At 64.5% G+C, this 21,429-nt stretch carries 17 protein-coding genes; 5 read left to right on the top strand and 12 right to left on the bottom strand.

From position 1 onward, the window contains the following. Positions 1-211: 211 nt before the first annotated feature. The 4 genes from RTQ46_RS00620 to RTQ46_RS00605 form a co-directional block, all read right to left on the bottom strand. A complete protein-coding gene (locus RTQ46_RS00620; RefSeq protein ID WP_312433966.1) occupies positions 212-1,867 on the bottom strand; it encodes a response regulator in 1,656 nt (551 codons plus the stop codon). Continuing rightward, positions 1,867-3,474 carry a DUF3369 domain-containing protein gene (locus RTQ46_RS00615; RefSeq protein WP_312433964.1) on the bottom strand — a complete coding sequence of 536 codons (1,608 nt, stop codon included), beginning with the start codon at positions 3,472-3,474 and terminating at the stop codon, positions 1,867-1,869. The genes RTQ46_RS00620 and RTQ46_RS00615 overlap by 1 nt, the downstream gene beginning before the upstream one ends. A 60-nt stretch (positions 3,475-3,534) precedes the next feature. Continuing rightward, a complete protein-coding gene (locus RTQ46_RS00610; RefSeq protein ID WP_312433963.1) occupies positions 3,535-4,611 on the bottom strand; it encodes a J domain-containing protein in 1,077 nt (358 codons plus the stop codon). A 146-nt stretch (positions 4,612-4,757) separates the two neighbouring features. After that, positions 4,758-5,906 carry a class I SAM-dependent methyltransferase gene (locus tag RTQ46_RS00605; protein WP_312433961.1) on the bottom strand — a complete coding sequence of 383 codons (1,149 nt, stop codon included), beginning with the start codon at positions 5,904-5,906 and terminating at the stop codon, positions 4,758-4,760. Positions 5,907-5,974: 68 nt separating this feature from the next. Here RTQ46_RS00605 and RTQ46_RS00600 point away from each other — a divergent pair, with 68 nt between their 5' ends. From RTQ46_RS00600 to ttcA, 3 genes are all read left to right on the top strand, one after another. Beyond that, complete coding sequence (locus RTQ46_RS00600) at positions 5,975-6,763, top strand: SDR family oxidoreductase (RefSeq protein WP_312433960.1); 789 nt, start codon at positions 5,975-5,977, stop codon at positions 6,761-6,763. Positions 6,764-6,832: 69 nt separating this feature from the next. After that, positions 6,833-7,231 (top strand): dihydroneopterin aldolase, encoded by a 399-nt coding sequence (locus RTQ46_RS00595; protein WP_312433958.1) that lies wholly within the window; start codon positions 6,833-6,835, stop codon positions 7,229-7,231. Then, the gene (ttcA, locus tag RTQ46_RS00590) at positions 7,228-8,187 is read left to right on the top strand and encodes a tRNA 2-thiocytidine(32) synthetase TtcA (RefSeq protein WP_409518279.1); all 960 of its coding nucleotides are present in this window, start codon (positions 7,228-7,230) and stop codon (positions 8,185-8,187) included. The genes RTQ46_RS00595 and ttcA overlap by 4 nt, the downstream gene beginning before the upstream one ends. Positions 8,188-8,249: 62 nt before the next feature. Here the strand turns inward: ttcA and RTQ46_RS00585 are convergent, their stop codons facing one another. Beyond that, a complete protein-coding gene (locus RTQ46_RS00585; RefSeq protein WP_312433957.1) occupies positions 8,250-9,947 on the bottom strand; it encodes a methyl-accepting chemotaxis protein in 1,698 nt (565 codons plus the stop codon). 186 nt (positions 9,948-10,133) lie between these two features. Between RTQ46_RS00585 and RTQ46_RS00580 the strand changes: the two genes are divergently transcribed. Next, the gene (locus tag RTQ46_RS00580; RefSeq protein ID WP_312433956.1) at positions 10,134-11,462 is read left to right on the top strand and encodes an amidohydrolase; all 1,329 of its coding nucleotides are present in this window, start codon (positions 10,134-10,136) and stop codon (positions 11,460-11,462) included. Positions 11,463-11,579: 117 nt separating this feature from the next. Then, positions 11,580-13,460: an oligoendopeptidase F gene (gene pepF / locus RTQ46_RS00575; RefSeq protein WP_312433955.1), complete on the top strand. Its 1,881-nt coding sequence runs from the start codon at positions 11,580-11,582 to the stop codon at positions 13,458-13,460. A gap of 115 nt (positions 13,461-13,575) precedes the next feature. Here the strand turns inward: pepF and kefC are convergent, their stop codons facing one another. The 7 genes from kefC to RTQ46_RS00540 all read right to left on the bottom strand — a co-directional run bounded on the left by kefC (position 13,576) and on the right by RTQ46_RS00540 (position 21,325). Further along, positions 13,576-15,387, bottom strand: a complete 1,812-nt coding sequence (gene kefC / locus RTQ46_RS00570) for a glutathione-regulated potassium-efflux system protein KefC (RefSeq protein ID WP_312433954.1) — start codon at positions 15,385-15,387, stop codon at positions 13,576-13,578. A gap of 52 nt (positions 15,388-15,439) precedes the next feature. Next, positions 15,440-16,015: an SRPBCC family protein gene (locus tag RTQ46_RS00565; RefSeq protein ID WP_312433953.1), complete on the bottom strand. Its 576-nt coding sequence runs from the start codon at positions 16,013-16,015 to the stop codon at positions 15,440-15,442. After that, positions 16,012-16,593 carry a dual specificity protein phosphatase family protein gene (locus tag RTQ46_RS00560; protein WP_312433952.1) on the bottom strand — a complete coding sequence of 194 codons (582 nt, stop codon included), beginning with the start codon at positions 16,591-16,593 and terminating at the stop codon, positions 16,012-16,014. Before RTQ46_RS00560 ends, RTQ46_RS00565 begins: the two co-directional genes overlap by 4 nt. Further along, the gene (locus RTQ46_RS00555; RefSeq protein WP_312433951.1) at positions 16,590-17,072 is read right to left on the bottom strand and encodes a hypothetical protein; all 483 of its coding nucleotides are present in this window, start codon (positions 17,070-17,072) and stop codon (positions 16,590-16,592) included. Before RTQ46_RS00555 ends, RTQ46_RS00560 begins: the two co-directional genes overlap by 4 nt. Further along, positions 17,069-18,211 (bottom strand): MGDG synthase family glycosyltransferase, encoded by a 1,143-nt coding sequence (locus RTQ46_RS00550; RefSeq protein WP_312433950.1) that lies wholly within the window; start codon positions 18,209-18,211, stop codon positions 17,069-17,071. Before RTQ46_RS00550 ends, RTQ46_RS00555 begins: the two co-directional genes overlap by 4 nt. A 79-nt stretch (positions 18,212-18,290) precedes the next feature. Beyond that, entirely contained in the window at positions 18,291-19,436 is a 1,146-nt protein-coding gene (locus RTQ46_RS00545; protein ID WP_312433949.1) for an ankyrin repeat domain-containing protein, read from the bottom strand. A gap of 116 nt (positions 19,437-19,552) precedes the next feature. After that, positions 19,553-21,325, bottom strand: a complete 1,773-nt coding sequence (locus RTQ46_RS00540) for a M14 family metallopeptidase (RefSeq protein WP_312433948.1) — start codon at positions 21,323-21,325, stop codon at positions 19,553-19,555. Positions 21,326-21,429 lie beyond the last annotated feature (104 nt).

Below are 21,429 nucleotides of genomic sequence, written 5' to 3'. Positions count from 1 at the left end.
AGAGTATGAAGCATCTACTCACAACTGTCAACCTTATTTCGCATCGCTTGCTGCTGCATTTGCTTATAAAGAAGAAGTTGGCTGCTTCGGGGCGTGATTATAAGACGCCAAATTGAGAATGTGCAAGGGTTTGAGAAAAAAATGTGGAATTTTTTTGTGTCCGTGCCTGGCGAGCCGTATTTTCCCGTTATGGAGCACGATTTTTGCCCGTTCAACGGGCGTCAGGGGCATGCATCCAGGCCGGGCCGGCCGGCTTGTATTTGCGCAATAACTGCTGGTGCAGGCCCGACAGCACCGGCAATTTGGGGTTGCGCGGGTCCAGCCTGCGCACGCCGGCGATAAATACCAGCACCTGCTGCCCCAGCCGTTCGTCCCAGCCTTCATGCTCCAGGCATTTCAACGCCGCCACGGCCGCGTTGAACACCACCTGCGGATTGTCGGGCAGGCGCGTGACCGCTTCGCTCATCATCTCGACGGCGCCGCGGAAGTCGCCCTGCCCCGCCTTGGCGGCACCCGCGGCCACCATGTCGGCCACTTCCTGGCGGCTCTGGCGCGCCAGCGCCTTGGCCAGTTCGTCGCGGCCCGCCTGTTCAAACACGGCCATGGCGCGCGTCATGGCCGCACTGTCCGGGGCGTTGCGCATCACCTCGCGCATCACCTCGGCCGCGCCATCCTCGCGCCCGTGGGCCAGGCAATAGCGCGCCAGTTCCGTCTTGACGGCGTTCGAGGCGCCGCCGCTGTGGCGGTTGGCAGCGAGCGCGGCGTCGAGCGACTCGGCCAGCCGCACCTGGTTGCCGGTCTGGCCATGCAGCATGGCGCTGCACAGCGCGCTGCACAGCTCCGTGTTCGGCTGGCCGCCCATGGTGCGGTCGAGCTCGCGGATCACGGCGCCGGCCTGCAGCGGATCGTTCTTGCGCACCAGCGTCTGCACCAGCCGCACATGGTCTTCCGGATCGCGAAATTCCGAATACTTGGCCTTGCTGACCACCAGTTTGAGGACTTTCTCGGCCATGTCGACGTCGTCCGCCGCCAGCGCGGCTTCGCCCAGGCGGCGCAAACGGCGCACCGCATGCGGCGACAGCGCCACCGCTTCGGCCAGCGCATGCTGCGCTTCCCGGGTGCGGCCCTGCGCCTGGTGCGTGCGCGCCAGCCAGTCATAGGCGTCGAGAAAACGCCTGTTGTGCTCCAGCAGTCCTTCCAGCATGGTTTGCGCAGCCGGATAGTCGCCCAACTGGAACAGCGTCTTGGCCTGCCCCAGGCGCGCCCAGCCGATGGCTTTCGCGTCGTACAGCGAGGCATAGATCGGTTCGGCCTCGGCCGCCTCCCCCAGCAGCAGGTGCAATTCGGCGCGCAGGCGCAGGAAATCGGTGGCGTAGCGCGGATACAGCGTGGCGCCGTCGCCACAGGCGGCGATCGCCGCGCGCTCGTTGCCGACATCGATCAGCTCGTGCACCGGCATGAAGGCGGCGCGCTTGTCGACGGCGCGGCCGATGCGCTCAAGCATATTGTCGGCGGTGAACGGTTTCAGGATGTAATCGGTGGGCAGCAGCTCGACCGCGCTGACCACCCTGGCAAAGCTGCCTTCGCCGGTGACCATGAAGAACATGGTCGAGGCGTGGATCAGCTTGTGATGGCGCAGGTCTTCCAGCATCTGCTGGCCGTCCTGCCCGCCTTCGAGATCGTATTCGCACAGGATCAGGTCATAGCTGCGGTTGCCCAGCATGCGGATGGCCTGGCTGGAACTGGCCGCGTCATCGATCTTGGCCAGGCCGCACAGGTTGAGCATGTTGTGCAGGCTCGAACGCATGCCGCCGTGCGGCTCGATGATCAGGGCCGACAGCCCCTTGAAGTCTTTCATCTCCTGCATCAGGCGGCCGGATCGGCGGCGGACTGCTCCGGGTGCCACAGCTGCGGTTCATTGTCGATCAGGTCGAGCAGCGCGGCCACCACTTCCGGATCGAACTGGCTGCCGCTACGCTGTTCGATATAGTCGCGCACCTGCGGATACGGCCACGGCTCCTTGTAGGGCCGCTCATGCAGCAGCGCATCGAACACATCGACCACCGCCACGATGCGCGCGGCCAGCGGGATCGCGCGGCCCTTGAGGCCATTCGGATAGCCGGCGCCGTCGAAATGCTCATGGTGGCCGCCGGCGATCTGCGCGCCGTAGGTCAGGTAGCTGACGCCATCGACCATGTTCGCGGCGCGCTCCAGGATGGTGCGCCCGACGCTGGCGTGCAGCTGCATCTGCGCCCGCTCTTCGTCGGTATGGCGGCCTGGCTTGAGCAGCACCGCGTCGGGCGTGGCCACCTTGCCGACGTCGTGCAGGATGCTGGCCAGGCCGATCATGTCGAGCAATTGCGGCGTCAGCTCGTCCGGATAGACGCCGCGCTGCTGCATGCGCCGGGCGATGGCGTCGGTCAGCTGCTGCACCCGCCGCACATGGCCGCCCGTGTCGCTGTCGCGAAATTCGGCCAGGTCGGCCAGCGCCACCACGGTTGCTTCCTGCGCCTTGCGCAGCTGGCCGAACATGTACAGATTGTCGAAAGCGGCGGCGATGCGCTCGCAGAATACTTCCAGCAGGTCGCGCTGGATCGGCGCCAGAGGCCACGGCGGCGTGATCGAAATGGCCAGCTCGCGCTTGCTTTCGGTATGGATGAACAGCACGTTGGCGGGATGCTCGAACTGGCTGCGCTTTTCCGCGAACGCCTTGTCGATGGCCTGCGTCAGGGCGTGTTCCTGCGGCATCGCGGCCGATTCGGCCAGCGCCGCGTAGGTGCCGGTGGCCGCCACCACCTCGGGCCGGCCGGTGCCGCCCTGCATCAGGCACAGCACGCCATCGGCGCCCACGTCGAGGATGGCGCTGACCTGGTTCAGCACGCCGGAGGCGAATTCGCGCAGCGAATGGATCTGGTACAGATTGGTGGCGCCCGCCAGGATCTTGCCCAGGCCGATGCGGCTGCGTTCGAGCATCATCAGGCTTTCATAGGCGCGCAGGGCCGAAATCACGGTGGTAAACAGCTTTTGCGTGGTCAGCTCGGTCTTGGCCTTGTAGTCGTTGATGTCGTACTCGACGATCACGCGCTGTTCGGGCGCCTGGCCCGGCTGGCCGGTGCGCAGGACCACGCGCACGATATGGTTGTTCAGGTCGGCACGGATGCGCTTGGCCAGGATCAGGCCCGCATCGTCCGTTTCCATCACCACATCGAGCAGCACCAGGGCGATATCGGGCGTGTCGCGCAATATCTCGAACGCTTCGCGGCCGCTGTAGGCGGAAAACAGTTCCAGTTCGCGGCCCTTGAAATTGACATTGCGCAGCGCCAGCCGCGTCACCGCATGCACATCGACATCATCGTCGACGATCAGCACGCGCCACAGGCGCTGGTCAGGCGCCGCCAGTCCACCCGGGGCTGCCACGGGCTCATCCTCGTCGAGCAGCCAGTTATCGTCTGCATCGGCTGTGAGGTCAGTCATGGATACTCCTAAGGATGAAGAACAGGAAAGGCTGCTTGATGCCTGTCAAGGATAATCAGATTAGATGCTGCTTACAACAGGATTCTTCGCCTCATCCTGTGCCCGGGAGGGGCTGGCGGACGGCGGGGAGGATGGCGTAACGGCGCCGCTGGCGTGGCCACAGCCTTCGCCACCGGGTTCGACCGCCTGGTAGCGCACCTCGTACTTGCCGGCGCCCAGCTGCTCGACGGTCAGCTTGTCATGCGCCAGCACGAACAGATAGCGCACATTCGAGCGGCGCTCGAGGTCATACAGCTTGACGAACACGGGCGTGGCATTGGCGCTGTTATCGAGCGTGACAGCCAGTTCCTCGCCCTTGTTACCGATCGGGAAACCCGTCACATAGCCGGACTGCGGCGGCCACGGCTCGCCATTGGGCGCCACCAGCGCCTGTGCCGCGCCATCGCAGTTCGGCAAGCCCGCTTTCAGGCTCAGCTGCGATACGGCCAGCACCTTGATCTCGGGAATTTTCGGCTGTGCCGGTTCGGGCGCATACGGCTTGCCCACCGCCCAGCTGTCGATGGCGACGGCCTCCCCCTTGGGGTCCGCCCTGGCGTCAGGCTTGCTGTCCGGTTTCGCCTCCGGCCGTGCGTCCAGCTTGCCATCGCGCGCCAGCCCGTTCCACGCCAACGCCAGCGCGGCCGGCACCTGCGGTGCGCTGCCCTGCACCAGCACGGCGCCCAGCCAGCCCAGCAGCAGGCAGGCTAGCAGGCTCAGCCACCAGCGCCAGTTGCGCCACATCGGCACGGCGCGCCGCGATCTGGCCGGCGGCACATCCTTTGCCCACGCCTGATCGTGCTGCTGTGGCTGCTGGCGGCCGTCCTTCGGCCGCCCCTCTTCCTGGTGCGTGCTTTCCAGCCACTCGATCTCCCATTCCTCGGCGGCGATCCACTCGTCGTGCTCCTTGCGGCGCTGCGGATCGGACAGGGTGCCGTAGGCGCTGTTCAGGATGGCCATGATGCGGGCCGCCTTTTCGTCGCCGGGATTCTTGTCGGGATGGTATTTCTGGCTGAGGGCCTTGTACGCGGCACGTATGACTTCCTGCGGCGCCAGGCGCGCCACTTTCAGGTTGTCATAGTGTGTATGTATCTTTCCCATCGTTCTATCTTGAAGTCCGTGCGCGGCGACGGGTTTTTGCTGGCTGGAAGCCAGCGCTATCGGTCATCATATACGATTTGACAAGACGAACCATCGCCGGCGGCGAAAAAATCCCGCCAGCGATGCCGCGCACGATCGCAGCGGAGTTACAGCCGATGGCTGCGGTCGGCCGACAACAGCGCATCGGGCAAGTCCACGCCATGGCCCACGGCCAGCACCTTGAACAATTCGCCCATCTCGGCCGGCGAGACCAGCTTTTGCAGCGCGATCGATTGCGGCAAGAAGGTTTTCGCCTGCTCCGGGTCGCTGCGCATCAGCAGCTCGCCGATGCCGGCCCCCAGCAGAAAACTGGCCTGGTTCATGTAGGCCAGCACATCGAGGCCGGCGTCCTGCGCCGCCAGCGCCATGGCCGTGAAATCCACGTGAGCCGTGATGTCCTGCAGGCCCGGCAAGTAAAACGGATCGGCATGCGCATGGTGGCGGTAATGGCACATCAGCGTGCCGGTGGCGCGCAGGCCCAGGTAATACTCGTGCGCCGGAAAGCCGTAGTCGAACAGGAAGGCCGCGCCGCCGCCCGCCGTCAGCATGCGCGCCAGCGAGCGCATGAAGCCGCAGGCCACGCCGTGGATTTCCGTCACATAGCCGACCGGCAATTGATCGGCCTCCGGCACCTGCGCGGCAATCTGCGCGGCGATTTCGGTACCGGCGGCGCGCTCGACATACACGAACCTGCCCTCATCGATGCCGACATCGAGCTCGCACCAGCCGGCGGGCGTTTTGCTCACCAGGCTGACGGGCATGGCGTCGAGCACCTCATTGCCGAACACGGCGCCTTGAAAGGCATCGGGAAAGCCGTCCAGCCACACCACCTGCGGAAACGCGGCCAGGGCCGCCTCCTGGCGCGCACGCAATTCGCCCGACAATTCGACGATCGCATACTGTTCGACGTGGATGCCGGCGCTGGCCGCCTCGGTCAGGATATCGAACGCCAGCTTGCCGGTGCCGGCGCCAAATTCCAGGATGCGGGGGGCCGTTTGCGCCATAATAGCGGCTGCCACATGGGCCAGCGTGGCGCCGAACAGGGGCGAGATCTCGGGCGCGGTTGTAAAATCGCCATGTTCGCCCAGCTTGGCGGCGCCGCCACTGTAATAGCCCAGGTCGGGCGCATACAGCGCCAGCTCCATGAAACGGACAAACGGAATGGCGCCGTCATGGCGCGCGATTTCGGCGGCAATCAGGTTCTGCAGGGCATGGGACGCGGCCAGCGCGTCGCTATCGGGTTCGGGTAGGGACATTCCCGCATTGTAGCGAATCGGCGGCGCATGCCGCCAGTACGCCACCTCCATACGACACGTAAAAGTACATGAATTACACTTCGACAGATACAACAGACACACCACCGCGGGTCGCTCTCGTCACGGGCGCGGCGCGCCGCCTCGGCCGCGCCATCGCGCTGGGCCTGGCGCGCGACGGCTGGGACATTGCCGTGCACTACCGCGACTCGCGCGACGACGCCTTGAGCCTGGTAACGGAAATCGCAGCGCTGGGCCGGCGCGCCCATGCCTTCCCGTGCGACCTGGCGCAGGAAGCCCAGGTGCGCCAGCTGCTGCCGCAGGCGCAAGCGCAACTGGGACCGATTACTTGTGTGGTGAACAACGCATCGTTGTTTGAATACGACAATGCCGGCAATTTTTCGTTCACGGCGCTCGACGCCCACATGCATGCCAACCTGGCCGCGCCCGTGCTGCTGGCGCAGGCGCTGTACCAGGCCACGCCAGCCGGCGGACAGGCGGTGGTGATCAACTTGCTGGACCAAAAACTGTACAATCTCAATCCTGATTTTTTGTCGTATACCCTGTCCAAGGCTGCGCTGCTGTCGGCGACCACCATGCTGGCCCAGGCGCTGGCGCCGAAGGTGCGCGTGGTCGGCATCGCGCCCGGCATCACCATGGTGTCCGGCGACCAGAGCGAAGCGAACTTTGTGAAGGCCCATGAAAACACGCCGCTGGGGCGCTCCAGCACGCCGCAGGATGTGGCCGACAGTGTCTGCTATGTGGCCGGCGCGCGTGCGCTGACCGGCACCACGCTGCTGGTCGATGGCGGCCAGCACCTGATCGGCCTGCCGCGCGACGTGATGTTCCTGGCCAAGTAACTGTCAGCAAATTAGTCAGCAGATCCACCGCATACCCTCTCTATACAAGCATCACTAAAAGGTAAAACCATGTCATCCGCCCTGTTCCACCCGCGCCTGCTTGACTGCCGCCGCCTGTTCCTGCGCAACTACGAAGTCCTGATCAATATCGGCGTCTACGACTTCGAGAAAAAGGCCGAGCAGCGCGTCCTGATCAATGTCGACCTGTATATCCCGCTGGCCCTGTCGACGCCGAAGGATGACCAGCTCGACGAAGTGGTCGACTACGATTTCATGCGCGAAACCATCGCCAAGCGCATGGCGCAAGGCCATGTGCAGCTGCAGGAAACGCTGGTCGACGACGTGCTGGACGCCATGCTGGCCCATCCGCGCGTGCGCGCCGCGCGCGTGTCGTCGATGAAACCGGATGTGTACCCCGACTGCGAAGGCGTGGGCGTGGAAGTCTTCAAGATCAAGGATGCAGCATGAACGACCTGAACGCAGTCATGGAAACGGCAGTGGAAATTCCGGCCAATATCGAGGCGCTGCAGTTGTCGCGCAAGAAGGCGGAAAAGATCGCGCTGGAGAACAACAAGCTGCACAAGCGCTTGTGCCGCCTGGTGGGCCAGGCGATCGGCGACTTCAACATGATCGAAGACGGCGACAAGGTAATGGTCTGCCTGTCCGGCGGCAAGGACAGCTACGCCCTGCTCGACATCCTGATGACCTTGCGCGACCGCGCGCCGATCCACTTCGATATCGTGGTAGTCAACCTGGACCAGAAGCAGCCGAACTTCCCGCCAGAAATTTTGCCGGCCTACCTGACGGAACTGGGCGTGGCCTTCCATATTGAAAACCAGGACACCTACAGCATCGTCAAGCGCCTGATCCCGGAAGGCAAGACCACCTGCTCGCTGTGCTCGCGCCTGCGCCGCGGCATTTTGTACCGCGTGGCCGACGAACTGGGTGCCACCAAGATCGCGCTGGGCCATCACCGCGACGATATCCTGGAAACCTTCTTCCTGAACATGTTCTTCGGCGGCAAACTCAAAGGCATGCCGGCCAAGCTGGTGTCGGACGACGGCAAGCACATGGTGATCCGCCCGATGGCGTACGTAAAGGAAGAAGACACCGAGCGCTACGCCGAAGTCAAAGGCTTCCCGATCATTCCATGCGACCTGTGCGGCTCGCAGGAAAACCTGCAGCGCAAGCAGATCAAGGCCATGATGCGCGACTGGGACAAGAAATTCCCGGGCCGCGTGGAAAGCATCTTCTCGTCGCTGGCCAACGTGGCGCCGTCGCACCTGATGGACCCGAAACTGTTCGGCTTCCAGGATCTGAAAACGGACGGCGTGGCCAATCCGCAGGGCGATATCGCGTTTGACGACGAACCGTGCTCGACGCCGACGACATTCGGCGCGACGATTCCGCTGCAGGCCGTGTAATGCAAAGCGGCGCCATCGCGATGATGGCGCCGCCGTTTCGCTTCAGGGATTAAAAGCGGGAATTAAAACTCTTCCCAGTCGTCATTTGCCAGCGCTTTCGCCGCTGGCAATTTTTTTTGCGGCACGGCTGCGCTGCGGGGCGCCACGCGCGCCGCCGGCGCCGCAGGGCGCGCGGCGGCAGCTGCCGGCCGGCGCAGCAGGCCCGCCTGTTCGTTCAGCTTGAACACGCTCACCACCTGCGCCAGGCCATGGGCCTGGTCCTGCAGCGAGCCGGCGGCGGCCGCCGCTTCTTCCACCAGCGCCGCATTTTGCTGGGTCACCTGGTCCATCTGCACAATTGCCTGGTTGACCTGCTCGATGCCGTGCGTCTGCTCGGTGCTGGCGCTCGAGATCTCGCCGATGATGTCGGTCACGCGCTTGACGCTGGCAACCACTTCATCCATCGTCGCGCCGGCCTGGTCGACCAGTTTGGCGCCGATATCGACCTTGCTGACGGAGTCGTCGATCAGGCCCTTGATTTCCTTCGCCGCCTGGCTAGACCGCTGCGCCAGGTTGCGTACTTCAGAAGCCACCACCGCAAAGCCGCGGCCCTGCTCGCCGGCGCGCGCCGCTTCCACCGCCGCGTTGAGGGCCAGGATATTGGTCTGGAAGGCGATACCGTCGATCACGCTGATGATGTCGACGATCTTGCGCGAGGAGGCGTTGATCGAACCCATGGTGGCCACCACTTCGGCCACCACCGCGCCGCCACGGCTGGCGATGCCGGCCGCCGTGATCGCCAGCTGATTGGCCTGGCGCGCATTGTCGGCATTCTGCTTGACGGTGCCGGTCAGCTCTTCCATCGACGATGCCGTTTCTTCCAGCGAGCCGGCCTGCTGCTCGGTGCGCGAGGACAGGTCCAGGTTGCCGGCCGCGATTTCACTCGAGGCGGTGGCGATGCTGTCGGTGCCGCTGCGCACCTGGCTGACGATGCTGACCAGGTTGTTGTTCATGTTGCCCAGAGCGGTCAGCAGCGCGCCCGTCTCGTCTTTGGCCGAGGTGGTAACGGTGTGCGTCAGGTCGCCGGCGGCCACGGTTTCGGCCAGCGCCAGCGCCTGGCGCAGCGGACGCGTGATGCCGGTCGTCAGCAGCCAGGAACACAGCACGCCAAAGGCCACCGCAAACACGGTCAGCATGCTGATGACGCTGGTGTCGCGCACGGCCGAGGCGTCGATCTGTTTGGCGGTGGCGTCAATGCTGGTGCGCTGCATGGTCACCAGTTCCTGCAGCAGGTCCTGGTAGACCTTGGCGGCCGGCGTAAACGCGCCGTCGAGGATTTTTGCCGCGCCTTCCACGTCGCCATCGGCCTTGGCCTTGACGGCGCCATCGCGCGAGGCGCTGTACAGCTTGCGCTGTTCGAGGATTTTCGCAAACAGCGCTTTTTCCTGCTCGCCCGAGATCAAGGGCTCGATCTGCTTCAGCAGTTCCGCGGCCCGCTTGACGGAGGCGGCCGAGTCTTCCTTGAAGTACGGTCCCAGCGCCGGATCGCTGCTTTTCACGATGGCGGCGGTACGGCGGATCGAGGCGAAATTCAGGCCGTACCAGTCGGTAATCAGGCGTTCCTTGGTCAGCGGTTCTGCCATCATGGCGCGCGTCGAGGTGGCCACGTCATTGAGGCGCCAGACGCCCACCGTGGCGATCACCACGGTCATGGCCAAAATCAGCACAAAGCCGATGCCCAGGCGTTTGCCGATCTTGATATTTGCGATAAAACTTGTCATGTCTTTTCTTTTCAGGATTAGTGCAATGGGGATATTTTTAATTCTATATGGAACTTTTTATATTGCAGATTATACATTGTCGAAATATATTCAGCCAAATTATTGATTTTGAGAAATGTTTCTGATAAGTTAAAAAACCACCTCAGTCACAGCGGGCGCATGGCGTCCGCAATTCAAAAGAAACTTATGAAATTTCCCGTAGCACAAATCACCAAAATCGCTCTTGCCACCGCGCTTGTTTCGGCTGGCGCCGCCCACGCCGCCGCCCTGCCACCGGCGATGGCCGCCCAGCTCAACGCCAACTACCCGGCCATCGAAAGCCTGTACCTGGACCTGCACCGCAACCCGGAACTGGCGTTCCAGGAAGTGGAAACGGCCAAGAAGCTGGCTGAAAAAGTCAAGGCCTTGGGCTTTGACGTGACCACCGGCGTCGGCGGCACCGGCGTGGTCGCCATTTTGCGCAACGGCCCCGGCCCGGTCGTCATGCTGCGCACCGAAATCGACGCCCTGCCCGTGCTGGAAAAAACCGGCCTGCCGTTTGCCAGCAGCGTGGTGACCAAAAACGCGGCCGGCGAGACCGTGCCCGTGATGCACGCCTGCGGCCACGACGTGCACATGTCGGCCTGGTACGGCAGCGCCAAGCTGATGGCGGACAACCGCCAGAACTGGAGCGGCACCCTGATGCTGGTCGGCCAGCCGGCCGAAGAGCCGCTGCTGGGCGCCGCCGCCATGCTGAAGGACGGCCTGTTTACGCGCTTCCCGAAACCGGACTACGCGCTGTCCTTCCATGACGAAGCGACGCTGCCATCGGGCACGGTGGGCTACCACGCCGGCTACTTCCGCGCCGCCGCCGACACCATCACCATCACCGTCTACGGCCAGGGCGGCCATGGCGCCGCGCCGCACGACACGCGCGACCCGGTCGTGATGGCCGCGCGCATCGTGCTGGCGCTGCAGACGCTGGTCTCGCGCGAAAACAATCCGATGGACCCGGTCGTCATTACCGTGGGCAGCATCCATGGCGGCACCCAGGCCAATATCGTGCCCGACCAGGTCACCATGCAGCTGACCGTGCGCACCTTCAAGGACGCCGTGCGCAAGCGCGTGCTGGCCAGCATCGAGCGCGAAGTGAAAGGCGAAGCATTTGCCGCCGGCGCGCCGAAAGAACCGCTGGTACAGGTGCGCCCGGGCACGGATGCCGTCTACAACGACCCGGAGCTGACCATGCGCATGGTGGGCACCTTGCAAAAGTCGCTGGGCGCGGCGCAGGTGGTGGAAATGCCGGCCAAGATGACCTCGGAAGACTTCGCCAATTACGGCCAGGCCGGTGCCAAGGCCGTGCTGCTGCATATCGGCGCGGTGGAGCCAAGCAAGCTGGCGGCGGCCAAGGCCAGCGGCAAGCCACTGGCCGGTCCGCACTCGCCGCAATGGGCGCCTGAGTACCAGCCGACCATCAAGGCGGCGATCACGGCGGAAACGTCGATCCTGCTTGATTTGCTGGGCAAGAAAAAATAAGCAATCCGCTTTATCCGGGGGAGCTCCCTCCCCCGGCTCCCGGTCTGTTTTCCATCTTGCTGTAAAGTAGGCGCGCTGCATGCCGCCCTCTTGAAACCAGAATATGGAATGGATAGTATGACGACCTTCAAACGCCCTGCACTGACCGTGCTGGCCCTCGGTTTTGCCCTCGCCACCGCTTTCGGCACGCCTGCCATGGCGCAGGCCGACAACCAGCTTGATCGCTGGGACCTGACGTCGCTGTACCAGGACGATGCCGCCTTTGATGCCGATGCCGGCAAGCTCACGGCGCAACTGCAGCAGCTGGCCGCCTGCAAGGGCCAACTGGGCGCCTCGCCGGCCCGCCTGAAAAGCTGCCTGGACCTGTATGCCGAAGCGCGCAAGCGCGTCAACCGCTTGAGTACCTATGCGTCGCAGTACTACGACCAGGATACGGGCGACAGCAAGGGTAACCAGCTGAGCCAGCGCGCCGCGCTGCTGGGCAACAGCTTTACGCAGGCCACCACCTTTCTGCAGCCCGAGATCCTGGCGCTGGGCGGCAAGCGTGTCGACGCCCTGCTGGCAAAAGACAAGGGCTTGCAGCTGTACCGTTTTCAACTGAGCACCATGCTGCGCAATGCGCCGCATACGCTCGATGGCGCGGGTGAGCAGCTGGTGTCGCAGTTTGGCCTGGCCACCAGCTCGGCCGCCTCGATCTACCGCACGCTGGCCAATTCGGAAGTGCCGTGGCCGACCGTCAAGCTGTCGACCGGCAAGGAAGTGCGCCTCGACCAGGCGGCCTACACCAAATATCGCGGCGACGACAACCGCACCGACCGCAAGCTGGTGTTCGACGACTTTTTCGGCAAGTGGAAGGAATACGAGCGCACGTTTGGCGAGACCCTGTACGGCCAGCTGAAGACCGACGCGGCGTATGCGAAAGTGCGCCGCTATACCAACTCGCAGGAAGCGGCGCTGGACGCCGACCATCTGCCGCCCGCCGTCTACCAGACCCTGATCGCGCAGACCAACGCCAACCTGCCTACCCTGCACCGCTACTTCAAGCTGCGCGCGCGCATGCTGGGCGTGACGGACCTGGCCTACTACGACATATATGCGCCGCTGCTCAAAAGCGAGCGCAGCTTCCCGCTGGCCGAAGGCAAGCAGATGATGCTGGCGTCCGCCGCGCCGCTGGGCGCCGACTATGTCAAGGCCCTGACGGCGGCGGCCAGCGCGCGCTGGATGGACGTGTATCCGCGCCCGCGCAAGGCGGCCGGCGCCTACATGAATGGCGACGCATATGACGTGCATCCATTCGTGCTGCTCAACTACACGGACAACTACGAAGCCGTCAGCACGCTGACCCACGAATGGGGCCATGCCATGCACTCGGTGCTGGCCAACAAGGCGCAGCCGTCGATCTATGCGCCGTACAGCATCTTTGTCGCGGAAATCGCCTCGACCACCAACGAAGCGCTGCTGCTCGACCATCAGTTGAAGGTGGCGAAGGACGACGATGAGCGACTGCTGTACCTGGGCGCGGCGCTGGAGGGATTGCGCGGCACCTTCTTCCGCCAGGCCATGTTCGCCGAATTCGAGGCGGCCATCCACGGCAAGGTCGACCAGGGCGAGTCGCTGACGGGCGAGCAGATGACGGCCATCTATGCCGGCATCCTGAAACGCTACCACGGCGAAACGCAGGGCGTGATGAAGATCGACCCGGCCTATGCGCTGGAATGGGCGTATGTGCCGCACTTCTACCACGGCTTCTATGTATTCCAGTACGCCACTTCGATCGCCGCGGCGCAGGCGTTTTCGCAGCGCATCGTGGCAAAAGAACCGGGCGCGCTGCAGGCCTACCTGAAGATGCTCGGCTCGGGCGGTTCCAGCGATCCGTACGAGCTGGTCAAGGCGGCCGGGGTGGATCTGGCCACGCCGCAGCCCTACCAGGCGCTGGTGGCGCGCATGAATGGCATCATGGACCAGATCGAGGCGATCGAGAGCAAGCGGGGGAAGTGACCCGATAACATTATCGGGAGGCGTAGGTCGGCTTAGCGCGCAAGTGCGCAAGCCGACAACACCAGCGACGCCAACAATGTTGTCGGATGACGGCCTTTGGCCTCGGCGGCGCCGCCTAATCCGACCTGCCGTTTTCTCCTTCTGCCGCAAACGCCGCCGCATCCCCCTCGAACATGTCTTCCAGCTCCTCGCGCGCCTTGCGCGTGAGGGACATGACTTTCTGCTGGTCCTGGAAATGCGGCGCCACTTCGAGCAGGGTTTTCAGGTTATGCGTGCGGAAGACAGTGGCCGCGTGCTGGGCGCGCTCGGCGGAAAATCCCGCCTGCCGCAAAGTCTGCTCGCCCAGCAGCAGGGCGGCGGCAAACGTCTCGCGCTCGATCAGGGTCACGCCCCGGTTCATCAGTTCATAGTAGTGCGTGACATTGCGTGCGCGCGCCAGGATGGTCAGGTGCGGCAGGCGCAGGCGCACGGCGTCAACCAGCGCCAGGCTGTCGTCCACGTCGTCGATGGCGATCACCAGCGCTTTCGCTTTTTCAATGCCGGCCGCCACCAGCAGGTCCACGCGCGTGGCATCGCCATAAAACACCTTGAAGCCGAATTTGCGCAGCAGGTCGATCTGGTCCGGGTCGTGGTCGAGCACCGTCACGCCGACCTTGTTGGCGGCCAGCAGGCGGCCGATGATCTGGCCGAAGCGGCCAAAGCCGGCGATCATGATCGGGTTGTCCTGCGCTTGCATGGTGTCGTCGGGACGGCGCTTCTTGTCGGTGCGCAGGCGCGGCGCCACCAGCTTGTCGTGCAACAGCAGCAGCAAGGGCGTGGCCACCATCGACACCGTCACCACCACCACCAGCACGGCGCTGGTTTCGGGCGTGAACACGTGGGCTGCCAGCGCGGTGGCGAACACCACGAAGGCAAACTCGCCGCCCTGCGACAGCAGCAGCGCAAAGAACAGCTGCTGGCCGCGCGGAATATCGAACAGCTTGGAAAGGCCGTACAGCAGCGCGATCTTGATCGCCAGCAGGCCCGCCACCAGCGCCAGGATCAGCATCGGCTGCGCGCGCAGCACGCCGAAGTCGACCGACATGCCGACCGCGATAAAGAACAGCCCCAGCAGCAGGCCCTTGAACGGCTCCAGGTCGCTGATCAGCTCATGCCGGTATTCGGAGTCGGCCAGCAGCACGCCGGCGACAAAGGTGCCCAGCGCCATCGACAGGCCCACCGACTCCATCAGCACGCAGATGGCGATCACCAGCATCAGCGCAAAGGCCGTGAAAATTTCGCGCAGTTCGGTCTTGGCGATAAAGCGCAGGATCGGGTTGACCAGGAAGCGTCCGGCCACCACCAGCGCGCCCAGCACGGCTACCAGTTTCACCACGCGCAGCCAGCCCGGCGCATCGCTGTGGGTGGCCAGGCCGCCCAGCAGGGGCACCAGCGCGATCATGGGAATGGCGGCAATATCCTGGAACAGCAAAATCGAAAAACCGGCCGAGCCGGCCGGCGTGGACATCAATTTCCTTTCGCCGAGGGTGGCCAGCACGATGGCGGTCGACGACAGCGACAGGCCCAGCGCGCCCACCAGCGCCGTGCGCCAGTCCACGCCGAACGCCATCGCGCCGGCGCACAGGCCGGCGCTGACCACCGCCACCTGCGCCCCGCCCCAGCCGAAGATGGGCCGGCGCAGCAGCCACAGACGCTTCGGCTCCAGCTCCAGCCCGATCAGGAACATCAGCAGCACCACGCCGAACTCGGAAAAGCTCAGGATCACTTCGACGTTCTTGATCAGGCCCAGGCCCCACGGGCCGATCACGACGCCGGCCACCAGATAGCCCAGCACGGCGCCCATGCCCAGGCGCTTGGCCAGCGGCACGGTGACGATGGCGGCGACCAGGTAAAACAGGATGTTCAATAAAAAGCTGTGGTGTTCCATGCGAATTCCGGAAAAACGTGACGGGAATCGCAATCATGCCTGAACTGGCCGATCAGCGTGAAGAAGCCGCCACCCGCGCCCGCAAGGCATCGAACATCGTCGGAATGCTGTCGCGGCTCATGCTGTCGACGATCCAGCCAAACCCCATCGGCACCGGCCCCGGGTCCGTGTACACCTGGTACTTGACGGCGGTCCTGGACGGATCTTTCGCGTCGGGCGCCAGCTGCCACGCGCCGCTGGTGTCGGCGATGGTCTCGTCGGGTTTCAGGCCTTCCATCGGCACCAGCTTCCACGCCAGCTGGCAGCTCGCATCCGTGACCCTGGGGGTCATCTTCAGGCGGTAGCGCTTGGTCTTCCCCATCGGCAGCTTGAGGGTGATATCGACCAGCGAGGTGCCGGCGCCGCCCGGCGCCACCGTGATCTTGTCGACGTTCGGCATGAACTGCGGGTAGCCGGCAAAATCCTGGATGGTGGCGCACACGGTGGCGACACTGGCCGCCATGGTGGTGCTGGCGGCAAAGGTCTTGCCCGGCATGCCAGGCTTGCTGATGTCCTGCAGGGCGACGTCGGCGGCGGCCAGGGCAAACAACGGGGCGCAGGCGGCGACAGCAATCAATAATCTCTTCATGGGGTTCCCTGGTCGATGCGCGCGCGGATGTCCTCGACATTCACGCGCGACAGATAACGTTCAATATTCTTCCACACGGCGTGATAGCCATAGCCGCCGTTTTTCAGCTCGTCGATCGCCTTGTCGCGCGGCCAGTCCTGGTACAGCATGCGGTACATGGCGATCATCATGCCGGTGCGGTCGGCGCCGTGCAGGCAGTGCAGCAGCACCGGGCCTTCCTGCTCGGCGGCGCGGATGCTGCGCATCGCCTCGATCACATGGCGGTCGCGGATGGCCCAGGTGTTGATGGGAATGCGCACGGTGCGGATGCCGCTGCCTTCGAGCACTTCGGTATCGGAGTGGAACGAGCGCAGGCTGATCACGGTTTTCACGCCCAGCGCCTGCAGCTGCGCCACGTCGACGCTATCGAGCCGCGCGCTGCGATACAGGGCGGGCGTGACCTGGTGCAGGTTCGAGACATGCGGCAGCGGCGTGGCCCAGTCGGGATTGCGCTCGGGCGCCCCAGGCTTCTGTGCGCCTGCCGGGGCCATCATCATGCAGAACGACAGCGCCAGCAACATCGCGGGTATCGACGTCATGATTTTCTCCGGTATGAAAAGAACAGCAGCACGGCAGCGACCAGCAGCGAGACCCAGTAGTCGGTCGGCGCAAATAACAGCCAGTGCTTGTGCCAGGCGATATGCGCCGGGCTGAAATGCGCCACGCCGTACGCAGGATTCATGACGAACCACAGATAGTCCTCGACCACCCAGAACAGCATGATGCAGCCGATCGCGCGCGCTTCCAGGCGCCACGACCACTGCGCCAGGAACAGCAGCGGAAAATGGAAGAACAGCGCGACAAACGGGAACACCCAGGCGTGGTAGCCCGTCATCGGCCGTCCGCCCCAGAAGATATCGAGCAGCCAGTGGTGTTCGATGCGCCAGGTGGGCAGGTTGGCGGCCCAGCCGGCCGCGCCTTCGATCTGGATTTCGACCTGCGCGAAAAACAGGCCCAGCAGACAGACCCAGGCCAGCGTCAGCGCGATCTGCCACGGCTTGACTACCGTGCCCTTCATGCTGGCGTTCCCAGTACCTGGGCCAGCACGTCCAGCGCCGCGCCCGGGCGGCCCAGCGCCAGTGCCTTGTCGCGCATCGATTGCAGCCGTTCGGGATGGTCGAGCAGATGGCGCACGCGGTATTCCAGCGTCACGCCGTCGAACGCTTTCAGCGCCACGCCCTGCTCCAGCAGGTAGTCGGCATTGCGCTCTTCCTGGCCGGGGATCGGCGAATTGACGATCATCGGCAGGCCCAGCGCCAGGCATTCGGAGGTGGTCAGGCCGCCCGGCTTGGTGATCACCAGGTCGGCGCAGGCCATCAGCCGCTCCACTTCGCTGGTAAAGCCCTGCGCCAGCAAACGGCCCGGATACTGCGCGGCCAGTTTTTGCAGTGCCGCCAGTGCCGCGGCGTTTTTCCCGGCCAGCACGATCAGCTGGAAGCCGCCATCGAGCGCCAGCAGGCGCGCGGCGATGGTGTCCAGGCTGCCCAGGCCCGCGCCGCCGCCCATCAGCAAAATCGTCTTGCGGGCGGGATCGAGTCCGAATGCCTGCGCGCATGCGCTGCGATCGAGCGCTTTGGCAAACGCCGGCATCACGGGGATGCCCGTCACGTGGATGCGCTCGGCCGGGATGCCTTCGTGGCGCATGCGGAACGCCACTTCGTCGGTGGCGGCAAAATAGCCCTGCATATGGTCGTGTACCCACATGCGGTGCAGGTCGAAGTCCGTCACCTGCACCCATACCGGACAGGCCAGCTGGCGTTCGCGCAAGGCGCGCGACAGCAGTTCGGCCGGCAGGAAATGGGTGCAGATAATGGCGTCCGGCGCAAACGCCGCGATCTGCGCCATCAGCGCGCGCGTATTGAGGCGCTCGACGCCGCGGCGCAGGCGCTGCATGGTGCTGTCCTTCGGTGCGTCGTGCGTGGCGTGGTACAGATAACCCCACAGCGCGGGCGCCTTGTTGACCAGCTTGATATAGAAATCCGTGTACATCTTGCGAAACGCGGGCGTGACGAATTCCATCACGTCGAGATGGCTGGCAATGGCGCGCGGACCGTGGCCGTCGTCCTGCGTGGCATACGCCTCGATGGCCTGCGCGGCGCGCATATGGCCGGCGCCGGCCGAGACGCTGAGGATAAGAATTTTTTTCTGCTGTGTCATGGAAACCGATGGGTTGAACAATGGGTTGGACAGGAGGCCGCCTGAGGCGGAAGGAGAAAATGTTTGCATGGCATGCCGGCTAGCCCTGGACGGTGTACGGCAAGGCCGACACTTTCCAGCTGCCTTTGAGCTTGCGTTCCATCAGGGCCTGCAAGGCAGCGCCATGCGGTGCGCCTTTTTTGGGGTATGTGACCGGTACCAGCAGATAAATGGTCACCTTGTCGTCGACGGGAATCTCTTCCTGCTGCGCTTCGCCATTCCAGCGCTTGTCGATGGCCAGCAGCGCATCGACGCCGTCGGGCCAGGCCAGGTCCGCCAGCAGTGGATCGTCGCGCCGCAGCAGCGCGCCTGCCGCCAGGCTGGCCTGGTCGAGCGTGGCGCGGCCCAGGCGCGCCAGCAGTTCGACCGGAAAGCGCCATCGGCTGTGCGCGGCAAAGCCGTTGACGGTCAGCGGCCAGCGGGTCGGCAGGCAGACGGCCAGTTCGGTCATCGGCATTTGCCGGAACAGGCCGACCGTAAACAGCAGCTTGAAATCGCGCTTGCCGCCGATGCAGCTGATGCCCAGTGAAAAACGCGCGTCGCCGCTGTCCGGGCTGCACACGGCCGGCAAGACCCAGCCGGCGCTGTTGTGCATGAAGGTGCGGATCGATTCCTGCGGCGAGCCGGCAGTCTGCGGCGGCACGTCGCCGATGCTGACGCCGCCGGCAGCGGCCAGCAGCGCGGCGATCTCGGGAAAGCCCCAGCCGGTCGCCATATCGAGCGGGGCGGTATTCCAGCGCGTATGCAGGCGGTTCGGATTGGCGCCTTGCTGCAGCAGCAAGGCGACCACGGCCTGGTGCCCGCCGATGCAGGCGCTGGCCAGCGGCGACAGGATATTGTCCGGCAGGCCGTCGACGGCGGCGCCATGGGCGAGCAGCCAGCGGCACGTGTCGAGGTGGCCATCGCCTGCCGCCGCGCACAGCGGAGTCGAGTTGCGGTGGCCCGGCAAAGGCAGGTCGACATCCATGCCCAGCGACACCAGCAAGGCGCACGCGTCGCTGCTGCCACTGGCCGCAGCGACGTGCAGCAGGGAGTCGCCATCGTCCATATTGAGCGAGCGCAGGGTCAGCAGTTGCGGCGCGGCCGCCAGCAGGCTGCGCAGCTGCTGCGCCTGATTGCCGCGCGCGGCGTCGCAGGCACTGAAAAATGCGTCCCGGTGCTGGTGGTACACGGTTTTGTTGCCCATCGCTGGCCCTTGCTGGTCATGGCGGCGCCATCATCGGGCGCAGAATAACATTTCTTAATATTAATCTACATGATTTGACAACTGCGGTGTGCGCCCTGCCCGGCTTGCCGGCGCTGCTATGGGGCCGGCGTCGCGTCGGTGCGCAGCACCGGGTACAGGTTCAGGCGCTCGTCCCACGAGCTGTGGCGGCGCGCGAAAAACTCCAGGCGCGCGTGCGGGCTGTTCGCAAAGGCCGGGTCGCTGGCCAGCCTGTCGCGGAACTGCGCCGCCAGTTGCGGATCGGCCGCCAGTTGCTTGCGCGCCACGTCTTCGGCCACGTATTCCTCCATGTACTCCTTGGACTCATACGCGGTATTGAAACTGCCCCAGGCCTGCAGCGAATCGGGCGCGCGCGGCTCCAGCAAGGCCACTACAAGGCGCGCCTTGGGCTGGTTGACCGGCACATACAGCGCGCCGGCGCCGATCTCGCGCTGTTCGCGCTGCCACTCGCCCGTCACCTGCGCCGTCTGGCGGCCTTCGAACGATTTCGCGCCGAACTTGACCTGCGTGGCGCGGAAGGTTTCGACCGGCAAGCGGCCCGGCGCGCCGGCCAGCACCTGGAAGCGCACGCCATGCTGGCGCAGCTTGGCGCCCACCATCGCCGCCTGCGCGGCCGGCACCAGGTAGCCGGCTTTTGGCGCCACTACGTTCAGGTCGGGCACGATCTCTTCGCGCAGAGGTACCGTCCATACCTGCGGCGTGGTTTCGTCATAGCGCGTCATCAGCGCGCCCGACACCTCGGACGGCGTGCGTGTGTAGGCGTAGCCGCGAAAATCGATCAGGCGGCTCTTGTCGGTGGTCCGGTAGCTGAGTGGCAGTTCGCTGCCGGCCAGCTTTTCCGCGCGCGCATCGGCCTCCAGCGCCGTCTTGCGCCAGCCGGCGCCATGCTGCGCCATCTGCTCCAGCAGCGAGACGATGGTGTTGCGCGTGATGCGCACGCGGGTCGGATAGTCCTTCCACGAATGGGTTTCCACCAGCATCGCGAAGCGGTTGCGCAATTGAAAATAGCCGGTGGAAAAGCGCGGGTTCGACACGGTATCGACAAAGCCCGACTGCGGATTGTCGTTTTCGGCAAACGAGATGTAATATGGTTTCGGATCCGAACCCTGTTTCGCCAGGTCGGCCATCACGTTGTCGCGCAAGGCAGCTCCGGCCACGCGCAGTGCGGCGTCGCCCGCATGCACGGGTTCGACCTGGATCGACACGTCAGGCTCGAACTGCGCGCCATCGGTCACGTGCAGGTCGACATAGGCCAGCGGGTCCCAGGCGTTGACCAGCGCCAGCATGTGCTGCATCTCGGGCGCATCGGCCTTCATGTAGTCGCGGTTCAGGTTGTAGTTTTGCGCCGTGCTGCGCCAGCCCATTTCCACCGGACCGCGCTGGTTCGGACGGTTCCACCGGCCGAATCGTTCGTGGCCGTCGACGTTAAACACGGGCACGAACAGCAGCACCTGTTTGTCGAGTGCACCGCGCGCCGCCTTGCCATCGAGCGCTTCGCGCAGCGCCAGGAAGCCCGCGTCCTTGCCATCGATTTCACCCGCATGGATGCCGCCCTGTACCAGCAGCACCGGCAGCTTGCGCCGCTGCGCTTCCTGCGCCGTCAACGCGCCCGTATTCGACACGGCCAGCGCCAGCATCGGGCGGTTTTCCGGCGTGCGGCCGAATTCAAGGCAGCGCACCTGTTTCGGATAGCGGGCCTGGAACTGTTTGCACAGGGTTTCCACTTCCGCATAGCGGCCGGTGCTGGCAAAGCCCGAGCGTTCGGCCACCGTGGTCAATGGCGAGGCGGCGTATGCAGAAGAAGCAAAAACGGATAACAAAGCGGCGGACAGCAGGACGGGGCGTAGCATGGGGAAGGCTCCAGCATCGGATGGGGAAGCCGGCAATTATATGGCCAAATGCCAAGGGTAAATATGGGGGAAAATAAAAGCCGGGAGAGCTGTTTGCTGTCCCG

It is taken from the genome of Janthinobacterium sp. (genome assembly GCF_031995485.1).
Taxonomy (GTDB): domain Bacteria; phylum Pseudomonadota; class Gammaproteobacteria; order Burkholderiales; family Burkholderiaceae_D; genus Janthinobacterium.
The sequence above is the reverse complement of the archived record's forward strand: the minus strand, read 5'-3'. Positions and strand labels throughout refer to the sequence as shown.